Here is a 20,123-nt window from a genome sequence, read left to right on the forward strand (position 1 = left end):
ATCGCGAGAAGCGCCCGCTCGCCGGCGGATCTCAATCCGCGCACCGACGCCTTCGCGCCCGCGCGATCGCGACCCCTCACGAGGCGCGCATCCCAGTTATGCCCCTACGCAGCCCGCCCTCGGCGCCTTGGCCGAGCGCTTGCAGTCGGCCCCATCATGAGAATGCACGTCTTCACCATCGCGTCTGCGATGTTGTCCCTGCTGGCTTGCGGCGTGGCTTGCGGCGGCACCGCCGATAGGTCTGACGAAGGTGCGGCGGAAGGCGCGCTGATCGGTGGCGGTGTCCCGGCTATGGCCCAGCGGCAAGAGCTGAAGCCCGTCGTGTACTTGGGTCGCTGCACTGCGACGAAGGTTGGCCCACGCCACTTTCTCACGGCGGCCCACTGCATTCTGGCCGAGAGTGCCCTCACACCGTTCCCTGGGAAGGAGATATCCATTGAGATGTCGAACTACGAGGACGGCCCCTACGTCGATCGCGTTGAACGCCAGCGCTGGCCCTTCTTGGAGCACATCTCGCTCGACGAGCCGTGGCAGGAGGCGTGCAAAATTTGGAGCGTGTCGGACGATCAACAGAATCGTTGCCGCACCGTCGGCTTCACGCGCAACGCGCAGGCCTATACGGGCGGCGCCTCGGACGTCGCGCTCGTCGTGATGAAGGACCTCGCGCCGCCGACGCAGTCGGGCGAGGTCAATCACTCGGTGCGCGACCTCCCGGAGATTCCCGTCACCACGAAGGCGCTCGTCGCGGGCGAAGCCGTCACACTCGCGGGGTACGGGTGCAGCGGCGACGCCGCTGCGCCGCCGTCCTGGTTGCGCAACAACATTCTCCGCATCGGCGCCACCAAGGTCGTCGATGGGAACGCCTCGGTGGGTGCCGTCTCCGACGACTGGAAGCAACTTGGCGCGCGCTACCTCTTCACCGAGAACGTGTCGAGCCTGTGCGCTGGCGACTCGGGAGGACCGGTCCTCGTCAAACGCGGCGCCGCTGGCCGCCAAGCGTGGGCCGTCGCGGGGGTTCACGCGGGCTTCACCACGCAGGGCAACTACAACGTCCTCGCCAACTGGCACACGCGCCTCGACGACGGCGCGAAGATTCGACCGAAGAACGCCAATCCGGCGCAGGGTGCACCGGAGACCTCGATGGGCGACTGGCTGCGAGCCGAAGGCGCCACCGTTCTTCCTTGACGGGCATTCTGACGGACACTCGCTGACGGACGAGGTCGCAGGCGCGACTTGTCGAGGCCAACGAGGCGCGGCAACATCGCGAGGTGACGAGGAAGCGACTCGAGTTGCTCACGGAAGACGTCGCGGTGCGCTGCGGTGCCATCACCCTGGCGCACGACGACTGGCCGTGCCGCGCGGGATGCGACGATTGCTGTCGGTCGCTCGCTTCCGTGCCTGAGCTCACCGGCATCGAGTGGGAGATGCTCAGTGCCGCGCTTGAGCGACTTGCCGAGAGCGAACAGCAGTCCATCGCCGCGGCAATGACGGAGCGCCGCGGGCGCGGCGCAACGCGTCCGATCGCTTGCCCTCTGCTCGATGACGCACGTGGGACATGCCGCGTGTACGACGCGAGGCCCGTGGCTTGTCGGACCTACGGCTTCTACGCCGACCGGGACGGCGTCCTCGGTTGCGCTCGCATCGAGGCGCGAGCGCGCTTCCCCGAGGGTGCTGACGTCGTCTGGGGCAACCACGCCGCAGCGCTCGCCCGCGTCGCGGACCTGGGCGACGCCCGCTCGCTGCTCGATTGGTACTTCTCCCGCTGAGGCGTGGGGGCGGACCGGGGAAAGCACATGGTGCGACGCGACCTCAGATGGACGCCCCATCGACCACCTCTAGAGAGGGTTCTAAGCCAACAAAGTCAGGCGATTGGCGCGCCTGGGCGACGGCATGGCCGATGCTTTACGGTCTCGTGGAGTCGGATTTTTTCCGGCCCAGAAGGAACTCCGCCATGCGCCTCTCTCTCCTTTCCTTATTGGCCGTCGGCAGCCTCTCCGCGCTGGGCATCGCTTGCAGCGCCGCCCCCGCCGAAGACGGTGACGGCTCCGAGGACGCCCTCGAGACGACCAACATCGGGGCGCGCCACTTCGGCCTAGAGGAAGGCGAGCTCGTCCTCACGCTCGACGACGGGCCCGGCCCGCGGACCAAGGAGCTCGTCGACTTCCTCGTCGCGAACCAGGTGCCGGCGATCTTCTTTCAGGTTGGCAAGAACTCCGAGCGCGACCCCGCGTCGTCGGCGTACATCGCTGCCAACTCGGCGCGAGTCCCGGGAGGCCTGATCGTCGCCAATCACTCGAACACGCACACCGACCCGCTCCCGAAGCAGGGCGTCAGCGGCTCGATCAACGAGATCATGACGGCCGACCGCCACCTCTTGCCGCATATCAAGGCGTCGCAGTCCCAGTTCGCGAGCCCCATCAAGTTCTTCCGGCCGCCCTACGGCGCCTTCACGGCCCTCGGTGCCTCCAACATTCAGCAGGTCAACAGCGCCGGCGGCAACGGTTACGTCGGCCCGGTCTTCTGGGAGATCGGCGGCGAACTCAAGGGCGGCTTCTCCGCCGACTGGGCCTGCTGGGGCAGAAACGGCGTTTCCGTCGACGTCTGCGCGAACGGCTACGTCGCCGAAGCGCAGGCTCGCAAGAAGGGCATCGTGCTCTTCCACGACGTCCACGCGAAGACCATCGACATGCTGACGGGCAAGGGCACCGTGTCGCTCATCAAGCGGCTCTTGGAGACTCCCGTCGACCCGCGCAATCCTGCCGGGAAGAAGTTCAAGTTCGTCTCGCTCCGAAAGAACGACGCGGCGGTCCAGGACTTCGCCCGCCACGAGGAGCAGCAGCAGGTCGCCGGCGCTCAAATCAACGCGTCTGCTGACGTCGACGACGACGGTGACGTGAGCGTCACGTTCGACGTCGCGCCCGTCGGCGCGGCGAAGGGCGTGGTCAGCTTCGACGGACCGCCAACGTCGGCACAGGTCGCGGCGGCCACGGGCCGCGGTGGCACAGTCGTCAACAAGGACCTCGGGCCCGGCCAGCACGTCGTGTACGTGTCGGCGATCGGCGCCGACGGGAAGGTCCAGTCGGAGCGTCGCTTCAACCTCATCGTTCCCTCGGTGCTCGACGCCGACAACGACGAGGGGGATGCCTGCTCGAACTACGCGAACCTCACGAAGGTCCGCAGCGACGGCCGCACCGCCGGTCGCCCCTTCAAGGTGTTCATCAAGCAGGAAAACTGCGGCGGGAAGACGGCGAACGACGGCCGCGCGCCCTACGTCGCCATGCCCGGCGAGTGTTACCGATACAACGGCACGGCCAAGGTCGCGGCGAACGCCGACGGACGCACGGCCGCCGTCAAGGCCGTAGGTGGCGACGAGTGGAGCGTCGAATACGACCTCGGCTTCGCGTCCGATCCGAACGACAAGAGCAAGCTCAGCCTCATCATCGAGTCCGGCAAGGGCCACATCGTCACGGGCAAGCGCAGCTTCAAGGGCACACGCCCCGCGGTGAACTTCCACGAGACGTCGGTCGACTGCGAGAACGGCGTCTGGCGCGGCGTCCTCGGCACCGAGGAGTTCCTCTTCCGCTCGCCGATTCAGGGCGAGCCCGAGTTCGAAGATCGCTGAGCGAGACACGGTTACGAAACGACAGAAGGGAGGCACCGCCAACGCGGGCCTCCCTTCGTCACGTCCGGTTCGTCGGGCTCGTCAGGCAGCTTTCGCGACCACCGCCGTTGCTCCTCACGCTCCCGCGCCTCCAGCTCGGCCACGGTGACGAGCGGTGCTACTCGGTAGCGTTTGCTCACGAGCGCGAGCAGGTAGGTCTTCAGGCAGTAACCGAAGATCGACGATTCGGCGAGGCGGGCGTCCATGTGCGGCGCGATCTCTTTGTTGTGGGCCGCGCGCGCGAGGCTCCAGTGAAGGCCCGGGCGCTCGTGATGAATCGTGTGGAAGCCGTTGTCGAAGACGAACCAGTTGAGCCACGGCGAGACGAAGTTGCGTGAGTGATCGTATTTGGACCACGGATCGCAGTCGACGTGCTGGAGGTAATTGGTGAACATGAGCCCCCAGAGCGCGAGCGCCGCCGGGATTCCGAGCGCCGAGGCGTACACCAGAAGGCCGCGCAAAGGGCCGTGGAGCGCGAGAGCGAGGCCTAGGGCCGCCGCGTGCACCCCGTAGACGACGGCGTATTGCGTGCGAATGAGCGAGTAGATCACGGGCCGCTTCTCGCGCGCCTTGGCGATATACCGCGCGATGAGCGGGCCTTGCTCCTTCGCGGAGACGAAGAAGTAGAAGAGCGCCGCCGCGGCGTTGTTCTTCTTGAAGCGGTGCCAGATGATGGTGGCGTCGCCGGGGCGGTTGCCGAACTTGTGGTGGTTCTCGTTGTGCGTCGGGATCCACGCGAAGGCGGGGTAGCCGTAGAAGATGGAGATCCACGTCGAGAACCACCCGTTGGACTTGCGGTCGACGAACGTTGGCGTGTGGTTGTGGTTGTGGGCAACGACGCCGGCGCAATACGCGAGGTAGATCGACAGCGGCATCAAGAACCCGGCGGTCTTGGGCCACACGTATTGGACGATGGCCACGGCCGGCATCAGAAGGAGCGTCCATACGACGGTCTTTCGATCCGCCGCGTGCCGCAAGACCGCGCCGGCGCCGTCACTCGTGATCGTTCTTACAGTGGTCATGCTTGCCTTCTTCGTTTGAATTCGCGCCAGCTTGTGGGAAGTTCTGTCCCGCGAGCGCGCGCCTTCGCGATGCCCCGCAGGTGACCAGCATCCTCCCGCCAAACTGAGCCTTCGGCCATTCGCCTCCCCTTCGGGTTTGTTTCAGGTTTTCGTCATGGCCAAGCAAGCGAAGCGACCCCCGAGAAAACCGCCGGTTCAGGCCCGCGCGCAGGCCACCGTCGAGTCGATCTTGGAGGGAGCCATTCGGATTTTGGATCGCGAGGGGCTCGACGCGGCCACCACCACGCGCATCGCCGAAGTGGCGGGCGTGAGCGTGGGAACGCTCTACCAATATTTCGCCGATCGCGACGCGATCCTCCACGCGCTGCAAGACCGAGAGTTCTCCCGTGCCCTCGAGCTCATGCAGACGGTGCTCGCCTCCGCCAACCTTACGCAATCGCCACGCGACACCGTGACCGCCGTCGTTCGCGGGCTCGCGAGCCTCTACGCGTCGTGCCCGGGGCTCCACCGTGTCTTGACCATTGAGGGGCTTCGCTCGCTGCACGCCGATCGGGTCCACGCCTTCGACACGCGCATCGTCGCCATCATTCGGTATTTCTTGTCAGCCACCGGCGCCACGGTGCGCCGCTCCAACGTTGACGCCGCGGCCTTCGTCGCCTTTCAATCGGTGCGCGCGACGATGCTCGCGAGCCTCCTCGAAAGGCCGCCGGGCCTCGACATGGAGGTCCTGACGGACGAGATCGTCGACCTCGTGCTTCGGTACCTCGTGGAGGAGGTGCCGGCGGAGGGTGCCGCCCGGAAGGCCAAGAAGGCGGGCGCCCGCCCCTGAGCCTCAGGCCTCGCTCACGCTCTCACGGTAGAGCGCTTCGACCTTGGCCCGCGCCCACGGCGTACGCCGTAAGAACGTGAGGCTCGACTTGATGCTCGGGTCGAACTGGAAGCATCGGACGGGAATCGCTCGGGCGAGCTCGGGCCAGCCGTAACGCGCGACGAGACGCTCGAGGATCATCTCGAGCGTCACGCCGTGCAACGGATCCGTAGGCGTCACGGAAGCGAGTGTCGCACGCCTTTGGCGGTGACATCGTCGCTTCTCGACGCGTCTACGAGGCGCTCAGTTCTCGAAGGAGACCCACTTGGGCAAGCTCGACGCGGTCGCCGGGTGCCCGCCGTTCGGCGGATGAAGCTGGATGTTGCCGCCGCCAAGCTGACCCAACCCGGCCGAATACAGGATCGTGCCCGACTGCTGGTTGGCCGGGTCGACCTGCTTGCGAAGGGTAATCCGGTATTCGTCGGGCGCCGTGCCGGGGCGATTGCCTTGACTCGATGTGTTGCCGGGCTCGCCGTGATCTTCCACAAAGACGTCGAACCAATAGCCCTCGGCGAGCGGCCCCGTCTCGGCGAAGCGCGCGGGCCCGCCGAAGTACGCTTGGTTGTCCTTGAGGTCCTTCTTGGGTCCCGAGGGGTGGCCGGGCCCGGGCTCGTCGACGTGACGGCAGACCAAGTAGCGAACCTCTCCGTGAATGTGACCCCCGGTGCCGTGATCGACGTGGTTCCACTCGCCTTGAATGCGGCCGTCCTTCATGGGCTTGCCGTTGCCGCCGAAGCTCGCTTTCCCGTTGCCGCCGGTCGTCACGGAGACGAAGCCGCCGCCCGTGATCCAGCAGCCGCCAGTGCCCGGCGGAGCGCAATCGCCCCCCGACTCGCCTTCGGGCACGCACGCGCCGCACTCGGCGGCCTTGGCCCCTTTCACACAAGAAGAGGGCTTCTTGCTGCGGCACTTCACCGCGCCGCTCTTTTCGCCAACGCAGGTGTATCCGCTCCCACCGTCGCCACCGCCGGAGCCGCCGCCGTAGCCGCCTCCCGAAGCGCCACCACCACCACCAGCGGAGCCCGCCGAGTTCGCCCCCGGCGAGCCTTCACTCGAGGCGCCGTTGCCCTTGCCGTTGCCATTGGCGCCGCCGTTACCGTTCGCCGCGCCGTTCCCGTTCCCATTCCCATTGCCGTTACCGCTGCCTGCGGCAGAGCCGCCGCTCGCCGCAGCCCCGCCGCAATAGGTGAGGTCTGGGCCGTACGCACACTCGGATGCGAGGCCGCCGTTGGAGGCATACCCGACGCCGATAGGGCCCTCGGCGCCAGTGCCACCGGAGCCGGCCGTGCCACCGGTACCAGTCGCGCCACCGGTGCCGGCCGTTCCGCCGGTGCCGCCCGACGTGCCCTCGCTTGCGCCGGCACCGCCGCCGTACGCGACGCCAACCGCGATGCCGCCGCCGCCGGTAGCGCCGGTGCCGCCGCTGCCGCTCCCGCTCGACGCGCCCGCGGCGCCGCTCGAGTCGGTCGTGCCGTCCGCACCCGGGCAAAGCGGACTCACGACGCCGGGCGCGCAGTCCCACGTGTAGATCGCATACTTCGTGTTCACGTCGAAGACGCTGGGCGCTACGCCGTCGCTGCTCGTCGCAGCCGTGAGCAGCGCCGACGACACGGTGGCGGTGCACTCGGACGCTTGGCCGAGGGGCACATCGACGCGAGAGCAGTTCCACGCAACGCGACCCGATTCGCCCTGGTCGTCACCGGTGCCAGAGCACGCGGCGAGCAGGGCGAAGGCCGGCAACATCGAGGGGAGGAAGCTTCGCATGGGTGATCTCCTTCACCTCCCTTTGCAGCACGCGCTGTTCCACGAGCGACGCTGATCAATGGACACAACCGTTGCCTCCCAGCGGGTTGTCGAGGCGCCAGGCGGCGATCTCGCATGACTCGCGGATCGGGGCCGCTCTCGAGCGACTGATACCGCGTGAACCCACCAATGGTCAGCGCGCTTGTCTGAGCCGCGCGGTCTCAGGCGATGGACCGTTGATCCAGACGGCGTCCAGCGCGCGTGGCAAGGTGCGGTGAATGTGCATGCATTTCGAGTGTTTCGGCGTTCCGGGAGCTCGGGACCTTTGTTCGGGGGTGGAAGCCCGGCACCGAGACCGACCCGGGACGGGGCTAGCGCATCCGGCGCCACACCGCTCGGCTCAATACGGGCAGGCGGCGCAGGCGTTCCCGCCGCAGAGCACGAGCTCGTTGTACGGCACTTGAATGGCGCCTCCGTCTTTGCCAGCGATGCAGGTCGTCTGGCACGGAGACTTGGTCCCTCCGTCGGCCATGCAGCCGGCGAAACACTGGGCGAAAGCCTTGCAGTCGGCGACGCCCTCGCATGCCTTCACCTGCGCGCAACAACTCGCACCAAGGCAGCTCACGCACGCCGGCTGAAAGCCCGACGCAAACAGCGGCTGGCTCGGCGGACACGCGCCTGCGTCGGGCGTGCCTGTATCCGGCGCGAACAGAACGCCGCCGTCGGTGACGCCTGAAGCATCGGGCGCCGCGCCCTCGGGGGTAGCGCCAGCAGCGTCCGCCGCCGCATCGGCCGCGGTCGGGGTCGTCGTTTCGTCGCTGCTGCAAGCGGCAACGGCGCCTGCTGCGGCGGAGAGCGCGAGAGCGCAGACTGCGGTGGCGTTGATCAACTTGGGGCGCATGAACAGGGAGCTCACTTTGGGTTCGGAGTGCAGCAGCCGGTCAGACAGAACTGACCCGTCGGACAGGGCGCTTGGCACGCGAGCCCGCACGCCGCGCCGGAGAAGCAGAGTTGCCCGCCGCACGTGCCGCCATCGCCCGCCGGAAAGGCGCCGCCGTCAGACTGGACGATGCCGCCGTCAGGGAGGATCAGGCCGCCGTCGGGCAGCGACAAACCGCCGTCGGGGATCGAGATCACGCCACCATCGGGCAAAAGCACCCCGCCGTCGGGGAGGAGCGTGCCGCCGCCGTCAGGAAGCGGGATGCCGCCATCGGGAATGACCGGCGGTGGCGGCGGCGGCAAACAATCCGCCGGCAACGTCGTCTTGCCGATGCACAGCTCACACCGCTCGCAGGTGTTGAGGCACGACTGGACCGGCGTGCACGAGTGGCACTTGGTCGGATCGTTCACCTTGTCGGCGGTGCAGCTCGGGTTTCCGTTCGTATCGAGCGAGCCGAGCCACACGTACTTGGGCTTCGCCGCGGGGCGCACGCCTCCATCGGCGAGCGGCGGTTGCACCGCTTCGACTTCGTTGGCGAGCGCGGGGAAGGTGCAGCAGCCGAAGCAGTCGCACCCGTTGGGCGTCAGCGGGCCGCAGAAGTTGTGGCACTCGTTGGGCTGCCCCGGCGAATAGAAGAACTCCGAGCAGGTCCCGTTGCCCTGGACCTTGGTCTTCTCCCAGTCGTACTTGCACTGGGCGCCGCTCTGCGTCTCAGGATAGAAGTTGGGCGAGGTCTCGTGGGGGTCGCAGCCGTGATCCCAGACGCACTTGTCGTTGCCCGAGCCGGTGTCCTGATCGAAGTAGCAGTCGGCCTTGCACGGCGCGTTGTTGCCGCCGGGAATGCCGAGCGTGAGATCGGTCTCCGTGTTGTCGCACGGGCCCAAGCAACCGACATCGTCCATGTCGGTTTTGCCGTCGCCATCGTTGTCGATGCAGTCGCCGCACGCGTAGAGCTTGCCCTGGCAAGTGGCCTGCACGCAGCGGCCACCGTCGGGCAGGATCACCACGATGCCGCCGTCAGGCGCCGAAATGCCGCCGTCGACGACGCCGACCTGCCCGCCGTCGGTGATGGGGATCACGCCACCATCGGGCAGAAGAATGCCTCCGCCGTCGGCGAGGAGCACACCTCCGTCGGGAATGGAGATCACGCCGCCGTCGGGCAAGAGAATGCCACCGTCGGGCAGGATGACGCTGCCATCAGGGAACGCGAAGGGGTCGGGCGCGTCGGCGTTGCCAGCCGCGTCGCTGCCCGAGCCACCGTCGGCGGCGGTGCCATCGAGGAGCGCCATGGCGTCTTCGCCGCCGTCGACGTCAGGGACCTGAACGCCTCCCTCGCCGTCGGAGCCGCAGGCCTGTGCCGCAAGGGCGCCGAGGGCCAGCCAGATCGTCGCGAGGGTGGTCCACCTTGTTCCAGTGCGCATGCGGAAGACGGTAGCCGCTTCGCCTCGCCTTGCACTCGAACATCGACGCCAAAGGCGCCGTTTTGTCGCGCGTTCCGAGACAGAGGACCACAGGACAGAGGACCGACCAGCACCCTTGGCGGATGACCGGTAACCGCTGTGGCCGGAGCCTCGTCGTGCGAGAATCGCCCCGTGGCCTTCGAGACCCACGGCAACTGCACGGCCTGTCTGGTCGAGGGCGCGACCACCGAGACCTGGGATGACCAGGCCGCGTGTTCGCGCCTCGGCGTGGCGGTCGCGTCGCGGTGCCGCATGTGCCTCCGCACCACAGAGGGCGTGTCCTCCGCGGACACCGCGGCGCGGCTGGCCTCCGGCGACGGATGCCCGCAGTGCGGCGCGACGCTCGACGACGCTTGTTATGAGGCGCATCGGTGCCCATTCTGCGGCGCCACCGCGGACGCCCGCGAGACGGAGCCGGCGACGAGCTTCCCATCTCCAGCGGACGTCGCGCGTGCACTGGAGCGCTGGGCGGAAGAAGAAGGACTCCACGACGCCGATGCGCTCCTCTCGGCGTCGTTTGTGGGCGCCAGCGTGGCCGCGCTGCACGCGGCCCTGCAGAAGCGCGAGGTCATCGAGACGACCTTCGACGTCGCCGACTTCCTCTTCTCCGCCGGCGCAGGAGCCACCGCTGGCTCCGAGGTCAGCGCGCGCGAGCCCTCGCGGAGCGACGACGCTCCCGACACCATTCGCGCACCGTCTATCCCTTCGCTAAGGCGCGTGGGCGGCGCACGAGAAGAGCTGCTGGCGCTGGCGTCCGTCGCCGCCGCCGACGGTGAAGCCTCGCCCGAAGATCACATGGCGCTCAGGCGCGCCGCGACCAAGCGCAACCACCCGCCGCTCCTCGGCGACGACATCCGCGTGTGGCGTCCCGCCGAGCTCGATCCTCCGGCCACGCTCTCGCGCCGTGAGGAGCTCCTCGAAGAAATGCTCCAGATGGCGTGGGCCGATGGGCAGTTCGACCCGAGCGAGCTGCGCATCGTCCGCGACTACGGGCGCGCCTGGGGCATCGATCCCGAGCGCCTCGACGCGATGGTTCAGGTGTACACCTTCGGCGACGTGAGTCGCTTCGAACGGTGGGCTCGTCGGCTTGCTCTCTTTCTGTTTCCCGCGAGGTCTTGATGCAAAACTCTCCGTACCAGAACGCCCCCGTCGCCTCCGGCGCTGCCCAAGGGCCCGGTCAAGCGAGCCACAAGGAGCGCATCGCCAAGGTCGGCGAACAGTTCCGCACGGTGCTGCAGAACGTGGAGCGCGTGATCCTCGGGAAGACGGAGGTCGTCGCGAAGGTCCTCTCGGCCATGTGCGCCGGCGGCCACGTGCTCTTGCTCGACGTGCCGGGCGTGGGAAAGACGATGCTGGCGCGCTCCGTGGCCGCGTCGATTCATTGCTCCTTCAAGCGCATCCAGTTCACGCCGGACCTCTTGCCGCTCGACATCACCGGCACGAACGTCTTCAACCTTCGCAAGAAGGCCTTCGAGTTCGTGCCGGGCCCCGTCTTCGCGAACCTGCTGCTCGCCGACGAGATCAACCGCGCGACGCCGAAGACGCAGGCCGCGCTTCTCGAGGTCATGGCGGAAGGGCAAGTGACCGTCGACGGGACGACCCACGTCTTGCCGCAGCCGTTCCTCGTCATCGCCACCATGAACCCGCTCGAACACGACGGCACGTTCCCGCTGCCGGCGGCGCAGCTCGATCGCTTCTCGGTGCGCCTCACCATGGGCTTCCCGCCGCCCGACGCGGAGATTCGCATGCTCGACGTGCACCTCGGCAAGGATGTCGCCATCTCGGGGCTCTCGCCCGTGCTCGGCGCCGACGAGTTCCTCGCCTGGCAGAAGCTCCTGCCGTCGATCTACGTCGCCGAGGCTATCAAGCGCTACGCCGTGAGCGTCGTCTCGGCCATGCGCGCCGACTCGGGATGCCTCACGCCGCCGAGCCCGCGCGCGACCTTGATGTGGCTACGGCTCGCGATGGCCACGGCGATGCTTCAAGGGCGCGACCACGTCTTGCCGGGCGATCTCCAGAGCTGCGCCGTTGACGTCTTCGCGCACCGCATCGTGGTCTCGGGGCAAAGGAGCGCGGGAGCTTACGTTGATCACGTGGTTCGCCACGTCCCCGTCGAGCGCTGACGCGTGACCGAGCGCACGCCGATGAACGTGAGGCCCAAGCGCCACAAGCCCACCTCGCCGAAGAGCAAGGAGGTCGCGTGGCTGTTGTGGCTATTTTTTGGCTGGGCCGGCGCCCACCGCATGTACTTGGGCGGCTTCGCCCTTGGCGCCATCTACGGCATCCTCACGTTCTTCAGCTGCGGTCTGGGCAGCGTCTTGGGGTACCTCGACGGCATCGTCTGTTTGCTCGGCACGCCGCGCGATCAACACGGCTTGCCGGTGGTGTGGTCGTGGAAGCGGGGCAAGCTCTTCGTCGATCCGCTCGAGGAGGGCACCTACGAGCCGGCCGAATCGGTCGGGCGCCTCTTGTTCCACGGGTGCTTGCTCTTCGTGTTGCCCTACGCCGTCATGAGCGCGGGCCTCACGCTCTTCGAGACGAGCGAGGTCAAAGACACGCTGTCGACCTTCACGCTCCTCGCCTGCGTGATCTTGCTCCCGCTCTTCCTCGTGCAAATCGTCTCGGCCTTGCGGAAGGCTTCGGCGCAGGTGGCGCTCTTGAAGGCCGCGGGCGCGCTCACGCGCCGCACGCGCCTCGACGCCATCGCCCGCTCCGTCGCCATCATCACGCCGCGGGGCGCCCTCGTGCTCGTCACGGGCTTGGCGTTTCTCACGCTGTCGCTCGCGTACAAGTGGGCGAGCCTCGGCGTCATCGCCGTGATGGCGCTGACGGCCTTCTACCTCATCACCTCCGCGACGGCGCTCGTGAGCGGTATCCTCGTGAGGCGCTTCTCCGCGAGCCTCTTGGGCCGGGGCGCGGCCGTGCACCGGCGCTTCGAGCCCGGCGTGGCCCGCGCCGGCGACGCGGTGCGCGACGTGGTGGATGTGAAGGGCGTGCCGGTGCCCCCGGGCTTCTTCCTCACGATGGAGGGGAAGCTGCCGCCGCGCCTGCGCACCGAAGCGCGCCACGTGATCCCGCCGAAGTCGCGCGAGGAGCGGGTCACCATGGGCGTCTATTTGGAGCGCACGCCGCGCGGCACCTACGACGCGCCTGCGCTGCATGTAACCTACACTGACCTTCTCGGCCTCACGCGCGCCGCCGTCGCGTCGCTCGCCACGGCGCGTCTTCGCGTGTTGCCAGCGCTGAAGCCCGCCGAGGTCGTCCCGCCGCCCGCGTCGAGCACGGAGGAACCCGACATCCTCACGAGACCGCACCGGTTTCCGACGGAAGATCTGTTCCGCTTTCGCGAATACGTGGCCGGCGATGACACGCGCCGCATTCAATGGCGCATGTCGATGCGCGCGGGGACGATGATCGTCAAGACGCCCGAGAGCCGCGAGACCTCGGCGCGGCGGGTCATCGTGGCCCTCGACACCTGGACGTCACCCGACTGGCTCGACCACACGGCCGTCCTCGACGACGCCCTCGATTCCATCGTGGAGGCGTGGCTCGCCATCGCGCAGCGGCTCATCGAGCAGGGCGAGAAGGTTACGCTCCTCTGCGTCGTCCGGGCCGAAGACGGCTCGTTCCGTCGCGAGCTCATCGCTTGCTCCAGCGCGAACCACGCCCAGTGGCTCGACGCCGGCGCGCGCGCCGAGTGGCAGGCCGAGGTGCCCATCGAAGCGGCGCTTGCCTCTGACCTCAGCGGTCAAGACAAGACGCCTGGCGTCGCCAAGGAGAGCGCGTCGTTCGACAACGCCATCGTCGTCACCATGCGCCTCGCGCCGCCGATGATCCCGGTCGTTGCGCGCGAGACCACCTGGATTGCGTACGATCCCGACGATGCCTTGGGGCCCTTGCCACGGAGCTCTTACGAGACGTGGCTCGACTACGACGACACCGGCCGAGCGGCCACGACCGGTGAGCTCGTGCGGCGATTGCTCTTTCTCCCCTACCCCATCGGCGCCGAGGAGAACGGCATCATCGCGCGGATGAATCACCTCGAGCGGCGCCTCGAAGATCGCGCGCATCGGCTCGCGCTCCGGAGGCTCATCGTGATGTCGGAGCGACGAGCGCTCGACGTGCTCCTCGCGCGGCCCGACGCCGTTTACCGCTTGGAGGTCAAAGGCGGTCACCAAAAGCTCATTGGCCTGAAGGGCGTCACGAGCTTCGGCGCGGCGGGTGCGGGGGCGGGTGCCGGCGGAGGTCAGCCGCCGTGGGGCGGTGCCGCGGGCGCGCAACCACAAGCCGGCGGGAGCTTTCGATGAGCTTCAAGAACACGCTTCGGGCCACGTGGCCGGTCCTCGCGTCGTACGGCGCGTTCACCGGATGGGGCCTTCTGTGTTTCGTGGCCAGCGTGATGTTGGCCGGCAAGCTGGGCCTCAATCCGGGCGACGTGGCGGCGCTCATCGGCATCGTTGGCGCGAGCCTCACGGGTCACATCGTGGGCAACGTCCTTGGGCTGCTCCGCTTGCGCCTCGCCGTGGTCGTCACGCTCTTCGTCGCGCTCATGTTCGCGGCGACGTTCGCCACGGTGACCCTCGGGCCACTCGGCGCGTACCTCTTCATCGGCTTCGTGGGTCTCTTGGGCGGCTACCTCGGCGTCGCCAGTCGCCTCGATGTGGTGGCCGCGTGGTTTCCCCTCACGCTCGCCGTGGGCGCGGCCATCTACTGGATGAACACGCAGGGCAAGACGGCGACGTTCTTTCGCGGTCAGAAGTACGCGCTCTGGGATCCGTTCACGATCGTGTGCCTCGCGGGCGCGGTCTTTCTCATGCTCGTGTTCTTGGCGACGCGAAACGCGCTGGCCTTGGCCGCGTGGCAAGACACGAGCGGACGCGCCGACCCGGAACGCGGCACGCGCGCGAGCGCCGCGCGACCCGGGCGCGGCAGCATCGTCGTGCTCTTCATCTTCTCGCTCGTGCTCTTGGGCGTCACGGCAGCGCTCTCGCCGTACCTGTTTCGTTCGCGCCCGGCGGAGAAGGGCGAACAGGGCAAACACAACACCAGGGACGGCGACAAACAAGGCGACAAGGGAAACAAGGGCAAGGGGAAAGGCTCGAAAGGCAAGGGTCAGCAGGGCCAGGGACAACAAGGGAACGGGCAGCAAGGCCAGGGGCAACAAGGCAACGGACAGCAAGGCCAGGGACAACAAGGCGACGGGCAGCAAGGCCAGGGACAACAAGGCGACGGGCAGCAGGGCCAGGGACAACAAGGCGACGGGCAGCAAGGCCAGGGACAACAAGGCGACGGGCAGCAAGGCCAGGGACAACAAGGCGACGGGCAGCAAGGCCAGGGACAACAAGGCGACGGGCAGCAAGGCCAGGGACAACAAGGCGACGGGCAGCAAGGCCAGGGACAACAAGGCGACGGGCAGCAAGGCCAAGGTCAGGGCGGCGACGACGACAGCGACAAGCCGAGCGCATCGCAGGCCGGCCAGCAGGCGCAGCAAGCGCTGCTCTCCGGCTTCAACATCATGATGTGGTTCTTGCTGTTCGCGCTCGCGATGCTGATCCTCGGACTCATCGGCTTCCCGCCGCTTCGAAGGCGCACGCTACTCCGCCACCTCGAGACGCCCGTGTGGCCTGTCGCCCCGACGGAGCGAGTGACCAACCTCTGGCGACGAGCCATCGAGGCCCTCGCGGAGGCGGAGATCATCGCGGAGAGCGGTGAGACGCCGCAGGACTTCGCGCGACGCGCGACGCGCGAGGTCGAGGAGCGCTTCAACATCCGAGCCGAGGGGCTCGTCTACGCGGCGACGCTCTTGGAAAAGGTCGACTACGCAGGTCGCGGCCTAGGGCCCGGCGACGAAGACGCGATGAGGCGCGCCGTCATGACCTTCGTGAATCAGCTGACGCCGTACGTGCCTTTCGGCAAGAAGGTCGCCGCCGCCTGGGGGCGGGCTCCCGAGGTCGAGCCGTAGGGTTGCGCGTCACGAGGCCTTGGCCTCGCGACGAGAGTCGTGGCCGCTCTTAGTCAGGCGAGAGGCCTGGCGCGTCGCGCGACGCGTCGGTCAGTTGCCCCGCGTCGGTAGCGAGCTCTTTTGGACAATAGCCGGAGCCTGGCGAGGTCTTGGTGCAACTCCAGGCACCGTTGACGCACGAGCACTCGTACCCGTCCCACGGCCCCTGGTGCCCGGCGATGGCGCATGGGTCGACGATCGTTAGACTGCATTTTGCATCCGAGCGACACACGCCGACGGGAAGCGCGTCGGACGTGTACGTGGCTGGCCAGATCGAGGCGTCAGATTTCGGGCACGGGCTGGACTGTGCGACGTCCTCGAGCGGGGCGTTGTTGTTGCAGGCCGAAGCCATGAGGGCGCATCCAAGAACGGTCGCGGCATGCGCTATCCGGCGGGTGCTAGCAGGTTGCTGGTAGGCCATGGGGTGTTGGTGGCTTCCACCTAGAGTGAGTATTGCACCGCCACAAGAAACACGAGATTGTCTCGATCATGCTCGGATCCTCTGGCCTTCGCCGCGCCTTCTTCTTGCTCGTCGCCGCTGTCGCGCTCCTCGTTGGTCCCTCGTGCACGACGACCAACGACGCGGCGCGCCCCGTAGTGACCGACGTGACGCCGCGGAGCGCCAAGCGCGGAGACCTCGTCACGTTCCGAGCCACGGCGACGGGCAACCCGACCGCGTACAGCTACGTCTTCTGGCAGGAAGGTTCCACACCTTGGACCAACGCGGCGACCGCGCGGACCGACGGACCGGCGCTCGTCACCGTGACGGCGTCGGGCGTCTTCACGGCTCTCGTCACGGCCACCAACGCGGCGGGCACGTCGGATCCCTTCGCCTTTCAAATCTCGATCGAGGACGACCCGTGTTTTGGCGTGCTCTTCGCCGACCAAGAGCTCCCTCACGCGACCACCGCAATCCCCTACGACTTCCGATTCCGTCTCGTGAGCCCGACGGGGTTCGACACATCAACGGCAACCTTTCGCGTGGTCTCGGGCGCGCTCCCCGACGGCATGACGCTCGCCCCCAACGGAAGCCTCACGGGGACCACGCGCGCAGCGCTCCCTCGCACCTTCACCGTGGCCGCCACGGCCGGGGCGTGCCGTCTCGAACAGGCCTTCACCCTGACGGTGCAAGGCGGCGTCGACTGCTCAGGTTTTGCGTTCCGCGTCGCCGACAAGGACGTCACCGTCGAGCGCTACGTGCCCTTCGACCTCCACGTCGGCCCCGACGTCGACGGCGGAACCTTGAGCCACATCGAGGTGGCCGCGGGACAGCTTCCGCTCGGCGTCCAGACGGTCGATCCCGATCTCGTGACTGGCACCCCCGAAGCGAACGGCGACACCAACGTGACGCTCCGCGCGCTCCGTGCTGACGGAAAGTGCTCCGCGACGGGCCGCTATCGGTTCATCGTTCGCACGACGACGGGTAGCGATGGTGGAACCGACGCGAGTGTCGACGCTTCGGATGCGGGGGTGACGGCCTCCGACGGAGGCATGGACGCTGCGTCCGATGCGACCGTCGCCGTGCCCGATGGCGGCGGCGCCGGTGACGGCGGCGCGTCCCCGCTCATGACGATGTCGGGGAGCGGCGTCGCGCTCACCGTCGTTGGAAGCACCGTCTACGCAACGGCGAAGGGAGAAGATTCTCTCTGGGCCGTGTCGACCACAGGGCAGAACCCACACAAGGTCGCGACCTACGGGAGCCCGCCCTCGGGCGTACTCACGCACCTCGGGGGCAACCTGTACACGGTGGCCTATTCGCAAGCGACCGGCACCGGCGGCCTCTACAAGGCCGCAGGCTCGGCGACAGGCACCGCCGCTACGCCGCTGGTGAGCGGCAAGCCCTATCCCTTGGGGGGCACGTCAAACCGCTACGGTGTGACGACCGACGGCACCGATCTCTTCTGGTCGGACGACGGCGACCCGGGTCTTCACCGCACCACGGCCGCTGGCACAGACTCGTCGTACACCGCCACGGGGGCGAGCATTGCGCACCTCGTGGCAGCCGACGCAACGCACGTCTACTACACCGATTCGAGCTTCGACCACTCGATCCGCCGCACCAACGTGGGCCTCACCTTCACGCCGAAGATGATCTTGTCGGGGACCAACATGGCGGCGCTCGTGGGGCGTCCTCTGGCGATGACGCTCTACGGCGGGCTGCTGTACGTCGTGGGAATGAGCAACTCGGTCACGGGCATCGCGCCCGGCGCCGGCGAGGGCGACACGCCCAACGTCACGTATACGTCAGGTTCACTCACGACGTTGATCGGCGGTGGCCTACCCAGCTCCATCGCGGTCGACGCGTCGGGTGTCTACGTTGGGGTCGTGCAAGGGCTGAACCCTGGTGCCGGCGTGTATCGCTTCGCCCTCTCGGGCGTCGCTCCCACGCCGACGCTGGTGGCGCCCGCCGACGGCGTCGCCGCCGTGGCGGTCGACGCCACGCACGTCTACTTCATCTCCGGCGCCAGCGTTTATCGCGTCGCGAAGTAGGCTAGAGCGGACTCATCACCGGCCTTCCGGCACGGCGACGCGACACGAACTCTGACGCAACGTCGTAAAGAAGCCGACGCCACCGGATTCCTCGAGCGCATCGGGGATCTCGATGCGACTCCACGGTTCGCCTCGTTCGCGCACGACGAACGGCGCGCCGGCGCGGAGGATGCCGATACGGCGTCGCTCGTCGCCGGAACCAGCGGCCAAGGGCATGACCCGATCGCAGACCCAGCGCTCGGTCGGTTCGCGGTCGAGCGGCAGGCGCGGCGGAACGCCCATACCCGGCGGAATCGGATCGTGAGGAAACGGAGCGACGACCTCCTTGAGAACGCGCTCGCGCGGGACCCAACCGACGAGCACCGCCCCGGGCGGCGGCAGCTGCAGGAGCACCCGCAGTCGCGGCCCCTTGGTCGCCTTCTCCGACAGGCTCAAGATCGCCGCTGGCTTGGGCAACGTGACGCTCAAGGTCGAGGCGCCGTCGGCCGTCGGCGCGAACGGCGTCGTGCCCTTCTTGAGCGAACGCATGGTCGTGTCACCGAGATCGAGATCGTCGGCGACCGACGGCGGCTTGGTGGGCGAGAGTGACAAGCTGGAGCACGGCACCGTTGCTTCGAGGCGCGGAAGCTCGCCTTCGCGCGGCGGCGCCATGGCGACCCGCGCTTCATTGTTCCTCACGTGGACGAGCGAGAGAGGCACGTAGTGCCCCGGCGACGCGACGCCGTGAAATTCGATGAGCCGCGTCGTGTAGAGGTTGAGCGTCGCGGCGTCGACGAGCGCATCGAGCTCGAAGGCCGCGTGGTCGACGTGCAGAAACGCCGCGCCATCGGACGCGAGCTTCACGCGAGCCTGTCCACCGCGGCCGGCGAGGCGACCGACCACGACGCCGGGCCGCAACCAAAGCGCGACCGATGGCATCGTGCCCTCGCCGGTGGTGCACGAGAAGGCGCTGGGGATATCGAGTCGTGGGAGCGTGGGCTCTTCTTCGGGAATGTAGCCACCACACGCGATCGGCGTCGGAGGCAGAGACTCGGTGGGCGCTAGCGGCGATGGGGCGGTAGCGCCGCACGCGAGGAGAAGGGCCGGAAAGAGGACGAGCCCGGCGGGTCGGAGCATTGAGGGAGGGTAGCGAAGAACGCACCCCGTCGGCGTAGCGCCCTGCGATGGATAGGAGGCCGACCGGTCACATCCCCGCGAAGGTGTAGCCCACGTTGACGTTCACGAAGGGCATCAGCTCGTGGCGCTCGTGCTTGTAGGTTGTGCCATCGGCGCGGCGCAGCGTGCCGTCACCGGAGTACGTCGACGCGACCGTTGGCCAGAAGCGAACGCTCGGCTGCACGAACAAGCCCTTGGCCAGGTAGATGTCGTAGAACGCCCCCGGCCCGACCGTGAAGGACGTGTAGCGAAGCGTTTGGTTCGCGTCGGCGCCCGTGATCTCGTAGCGGTGCGCCTTGACCTCCACGAGCACATGGAGGTTCGGCGTGATCTGAAAGCCGGCGCCGCCACCGGTCGTCCACGCCTGCTCGACCCGGACACCGGCAGCACGCTCCTCCGACGTCAGCGCGAGGGCCGCGATGCGGTCGAGCTTGAGGGCTTGGCCGTGGGAGTACTCAAGGACGAGTCGCCCGACCTTCACCTGCCCCGCCACATTGCCACCCCCGAACACGAGCCACTGCGAAAGGCCCATCATCACGCTAGGGCGCAGCGTGTAGGGCGAGCGGCTCGGCTCGGTGGCGCTACCAATGGGTGCGTCGACCGACTGGTCCGGCGGCGAGAGCGGCTGAGCCGGGAGCGGCTCGGGCGCGCTCGACGACGGCGCCTGCGGCTCCGCGGCGAATGCGATGGGGTGGATGGAGAGCACGAGGAGAAACGCAGCGGCGCGGCCAATGGTCTTCATGGCTCCAGGGTGGCGCCGCGAGCTTCATTCCTCCAACGAAT

The 20,123-nt window shown here is 67.9% G+C and carries 17 protein-coding genes; 9 read left to right on the top strand and 8 right to left on the bottom strand.

The genetic code is table 11. From position 1 onward, the window contains the following. Positions 1-156: 156 nt before the first annotated feature. The 3 genes from IPG50_10940 (at position 157) to IPG50_10950 (ending at position 3,622) form a co-directional block, all read left to right on the top strand. Positions 157-1,185, top strand: a complete 1,029-nt coding sequence (locus tag IPG50_10940; GenBank protein ID MBK6692708.1) for a trypsin-like serine protease — start codon at positions 157-159, stop codon at positions 1,183-1,185. 83 nt (positions 1,186-1,268) lie between these two features. After that, complete coding sequence (locus IPG50_10945; GenBank protein ID MBK6692709.1) at positions 1,269-1,766, top strand: YkgJ family cysteine cluster protein; 498 nt, start codon at positions 1,269-1,271, stop codon at positions 1,764-1,766. A 185-nt stretch (positions 1,767-1,951) separates the two neighbouring features. Continuing rightward, positions 1,952-3,622 carry a polysaccharide deacetylase family protein gene (locus IPG50_10950; protein ID MBK6692710.1) on the top strand — a complete coding sequence of 557 codons (1,671 nt, stop codon included), beginning with the start codon at positions 1,952-1,954 and terminating at the stop codon, positions 3,620-3,622. A gap of 11 nt (positions 3,623-3,633) precedes the next feature. Here IPG50_10950 and IPG50_10955 read toward each other — a convergent pair whose 3' ends face one another. Continuing rightward, positions 3,634-4,683: a fatty acid desaturase gene (locus tag IPG50_10955; protein ID MBK6692711.1), complete on the bottom strand. Its 1,050-nt coding sequence runs from the start codon at positions 4,681-4,683 to the stop codon at positions 3,634-3,636. 154 nt (positions 4,684-4,837) lie between these two features. On the opposite strand from IPG50_10955, the gene IPG50_10960 reads away from it, so the two are divergent. Beyond that, on the top strand, positions 4,838-5,512 hold the full coding sequence (locus IPG50_10960) for a TetR/AcrR family transcriptional regulator (GenBank protein ID MBK6692712.1): 675 nt from the start codon (positions 4,838-4,840) through the stop codon (positions 5,510-5,512). A 3-nt stretch (positions 5,513-5,515) separates the two neighbouring features. Here IPG50_10960 and IPG50_10965 read toward each other — a convergent pair whose 3' ends face one another. The 4 genes from IPG50_10965 to IPG50_10980 form a co-directional block, all read right to left on the bottom strand. Next, positions 5,516-5,731 (bottom strand): DUF2132 domain-containing protein, encoded by a 216-nt coding sequence (locus IPG50_10965; GenBank protein ID MBK6692713.1) that lies wholly within the window; start codon positions 5,729-5,731, stop codon positions 5,516-5,518. A 63-nt stretch (positions 5,732-5,794) separates the two neighbouring features. After that, complete coding sequence (locus IPG50_10970; GenBank protein MBK6692714.1) at positions 5,795-7,315, bottom strand: hypothetical protein; 1,521 nt, start codon at positions 7,313-7,315, stop codon at positions 5,795-5,797. 379 nt (positions 7,316-7,694) lie between these two features. Further along, positions 7,695-8,195, bottom strand: a complete 501-nt coding sequence (locus IPG50_10975) for a hypothetical protein (GenBank protein ID MBK6692715.1) — start codon at positions 8,193-8,195, stop codon at positions 7,695-7,697. An 11-nt stretch (positions 8,196-8,206) separates the two neighbouring features. Then, positions 8,207-9,655 carry a hypothetical protein gene (locus IPG50_10980; GenBank protein MBK6692716.1) on the bottom strand — a complete coding sequence of 483 codons (1,449 nt, stop codon included), beginning with the start codon at positions 9,653-9,655 and terminating at the stop codon, positions 8,207-8,209. Between the two features lie 171 nt (positions 9,656-9,826). Here IPG50_10980 and IPG50_10985 point away from each other — a divergent pair, with 171 nt between their 5' ends. The 4 genes from IPG50_10985 to IPG50_11000 are packed head-to-tail and all read left to right on the top strand — an operon-like array spanning position 9,827 to position 15,656. After that, a complete protein-coding gene (locus tag IPG50_10985) occupies positions 9,827-10,813 on the top strand; it encodes a hypothetical protein (GenBank protein ID MBK6692717.1) in 987 nt (328 codons plus the stop codon). Then, positions 10,813-11,817: a MoxR family ATPase gene (locus tag IPG50_10990; GenBank protein ID MBK6692718.1), complete on the top strand. Its 1,005-nt coding sequence runs from the start codon at positions 10,813-10,815 to the stop codon at positions 11,815-11,817. Before IPG50_10985 ends, IPG50_10990 begins: the two co-directional genes overlap by 1 nt. Positions 11,818-11,820: 3 nt before the next feature. After that, complete coding sequence (locus tag IPG50_10995) at positions 11,821-14,001, top strand: DUF58 domain-containing protein (GenBank protein ID MBK6692719.1); 2,181 nt, start codon at positions 11,821-11,823, stop codon at positions 13,999-14,001. Further along, positions 13,998-15,656 carry a DUF4129 domain-containing protein gene (locus IPG50_11000; protein ID MBK6692720.1) on the top strand — a complete coding sequence of 553 codons (1,659 nt, stop codon included), beginning with the start codon at positions 13,998-14,000 and terminating at the stop codon, positions 15,654-15,656. Before IPG50_10995 ends, IPG50_11000 begins: the two co-directional genes overlap by 4 nt. 49 nt (positions 15,657-15,705) lie before the next feature. Here the strand turns inward: IPG50_11000 and IPG50_11005 are convergent, their stop codons facing one another. Further along, positions 15,706-16,047 carry a hypothetical protein gene (locus tag IPG50_11005; GenBank protein ID MBK6692721.1) on the bottom strand — a complete coding sequence of 114 codons (342 nt, stop codon included), beginning with the start codon at positions 16,045-16,047 and terminating at the stop codon, positions 15,706-15,708. A 137-nt stretch (positions 16,048-16,184) separates the two neighbouring features. Here IPG50_11005 and IPG50_11010 point away from each other — a divergent pair, with 137 nt between their 5' ends. Continuing rightward, on the top strand, positions 16,185-18,185 hold the full coding sequence (locus tag IPG50_11010; protein ID MBK6692722.1) for a hypothetical protein: 2,001 nt from the start codon (positions 16,185-16,187) through the stop codon (positions 18,183-18,185). A gap of 15 nt (positions 18,186-18,200) precedes the next feature. On the opposite strand, the gene IPG50_11015 is transcribed toward IPG50_11010, so the two are convergent. Both IPG50_11015 and IPG50_11020 read right to left on the bottom strand, forming a co-directional pair. Continuing rightward, positions 18,201-19,301 carry a hypothetical protein gene (locus IPG50_11015; GenBank protein ID MBK6692723.1) on the bottom strand — a complete coding sequence of 367 codons (1,101 nt, stop codon included), beginning with the start codon at positions 19,299-19,301 and terminating at the stop codon, positions 18,201-18,203. Positions 19,302-19,368: 67 nt separating this feature from the next. Continuing rightward, positions 19,369-20,082, bottom strand: a complete 714-nt coding sequence (locus IPG50_11020) for a hypothetical protein (GenBank protein MBK6692724.1) — start codon at positions 20,080-20,082, stop codon at positions 19,369-19,371. Between the last annotated feature and the right edge of the window lie 41 nt (positions 20,083-20,123).

It is taken from the genome of Myxococcales bacterium (assembly GCA_016703425.1).
Taxonomy (GTDB): domain Bacteria; phylum Myxococcota_A; class Polyangia; order Polyangiales; family Polyangiaceae; genus JADJCA01.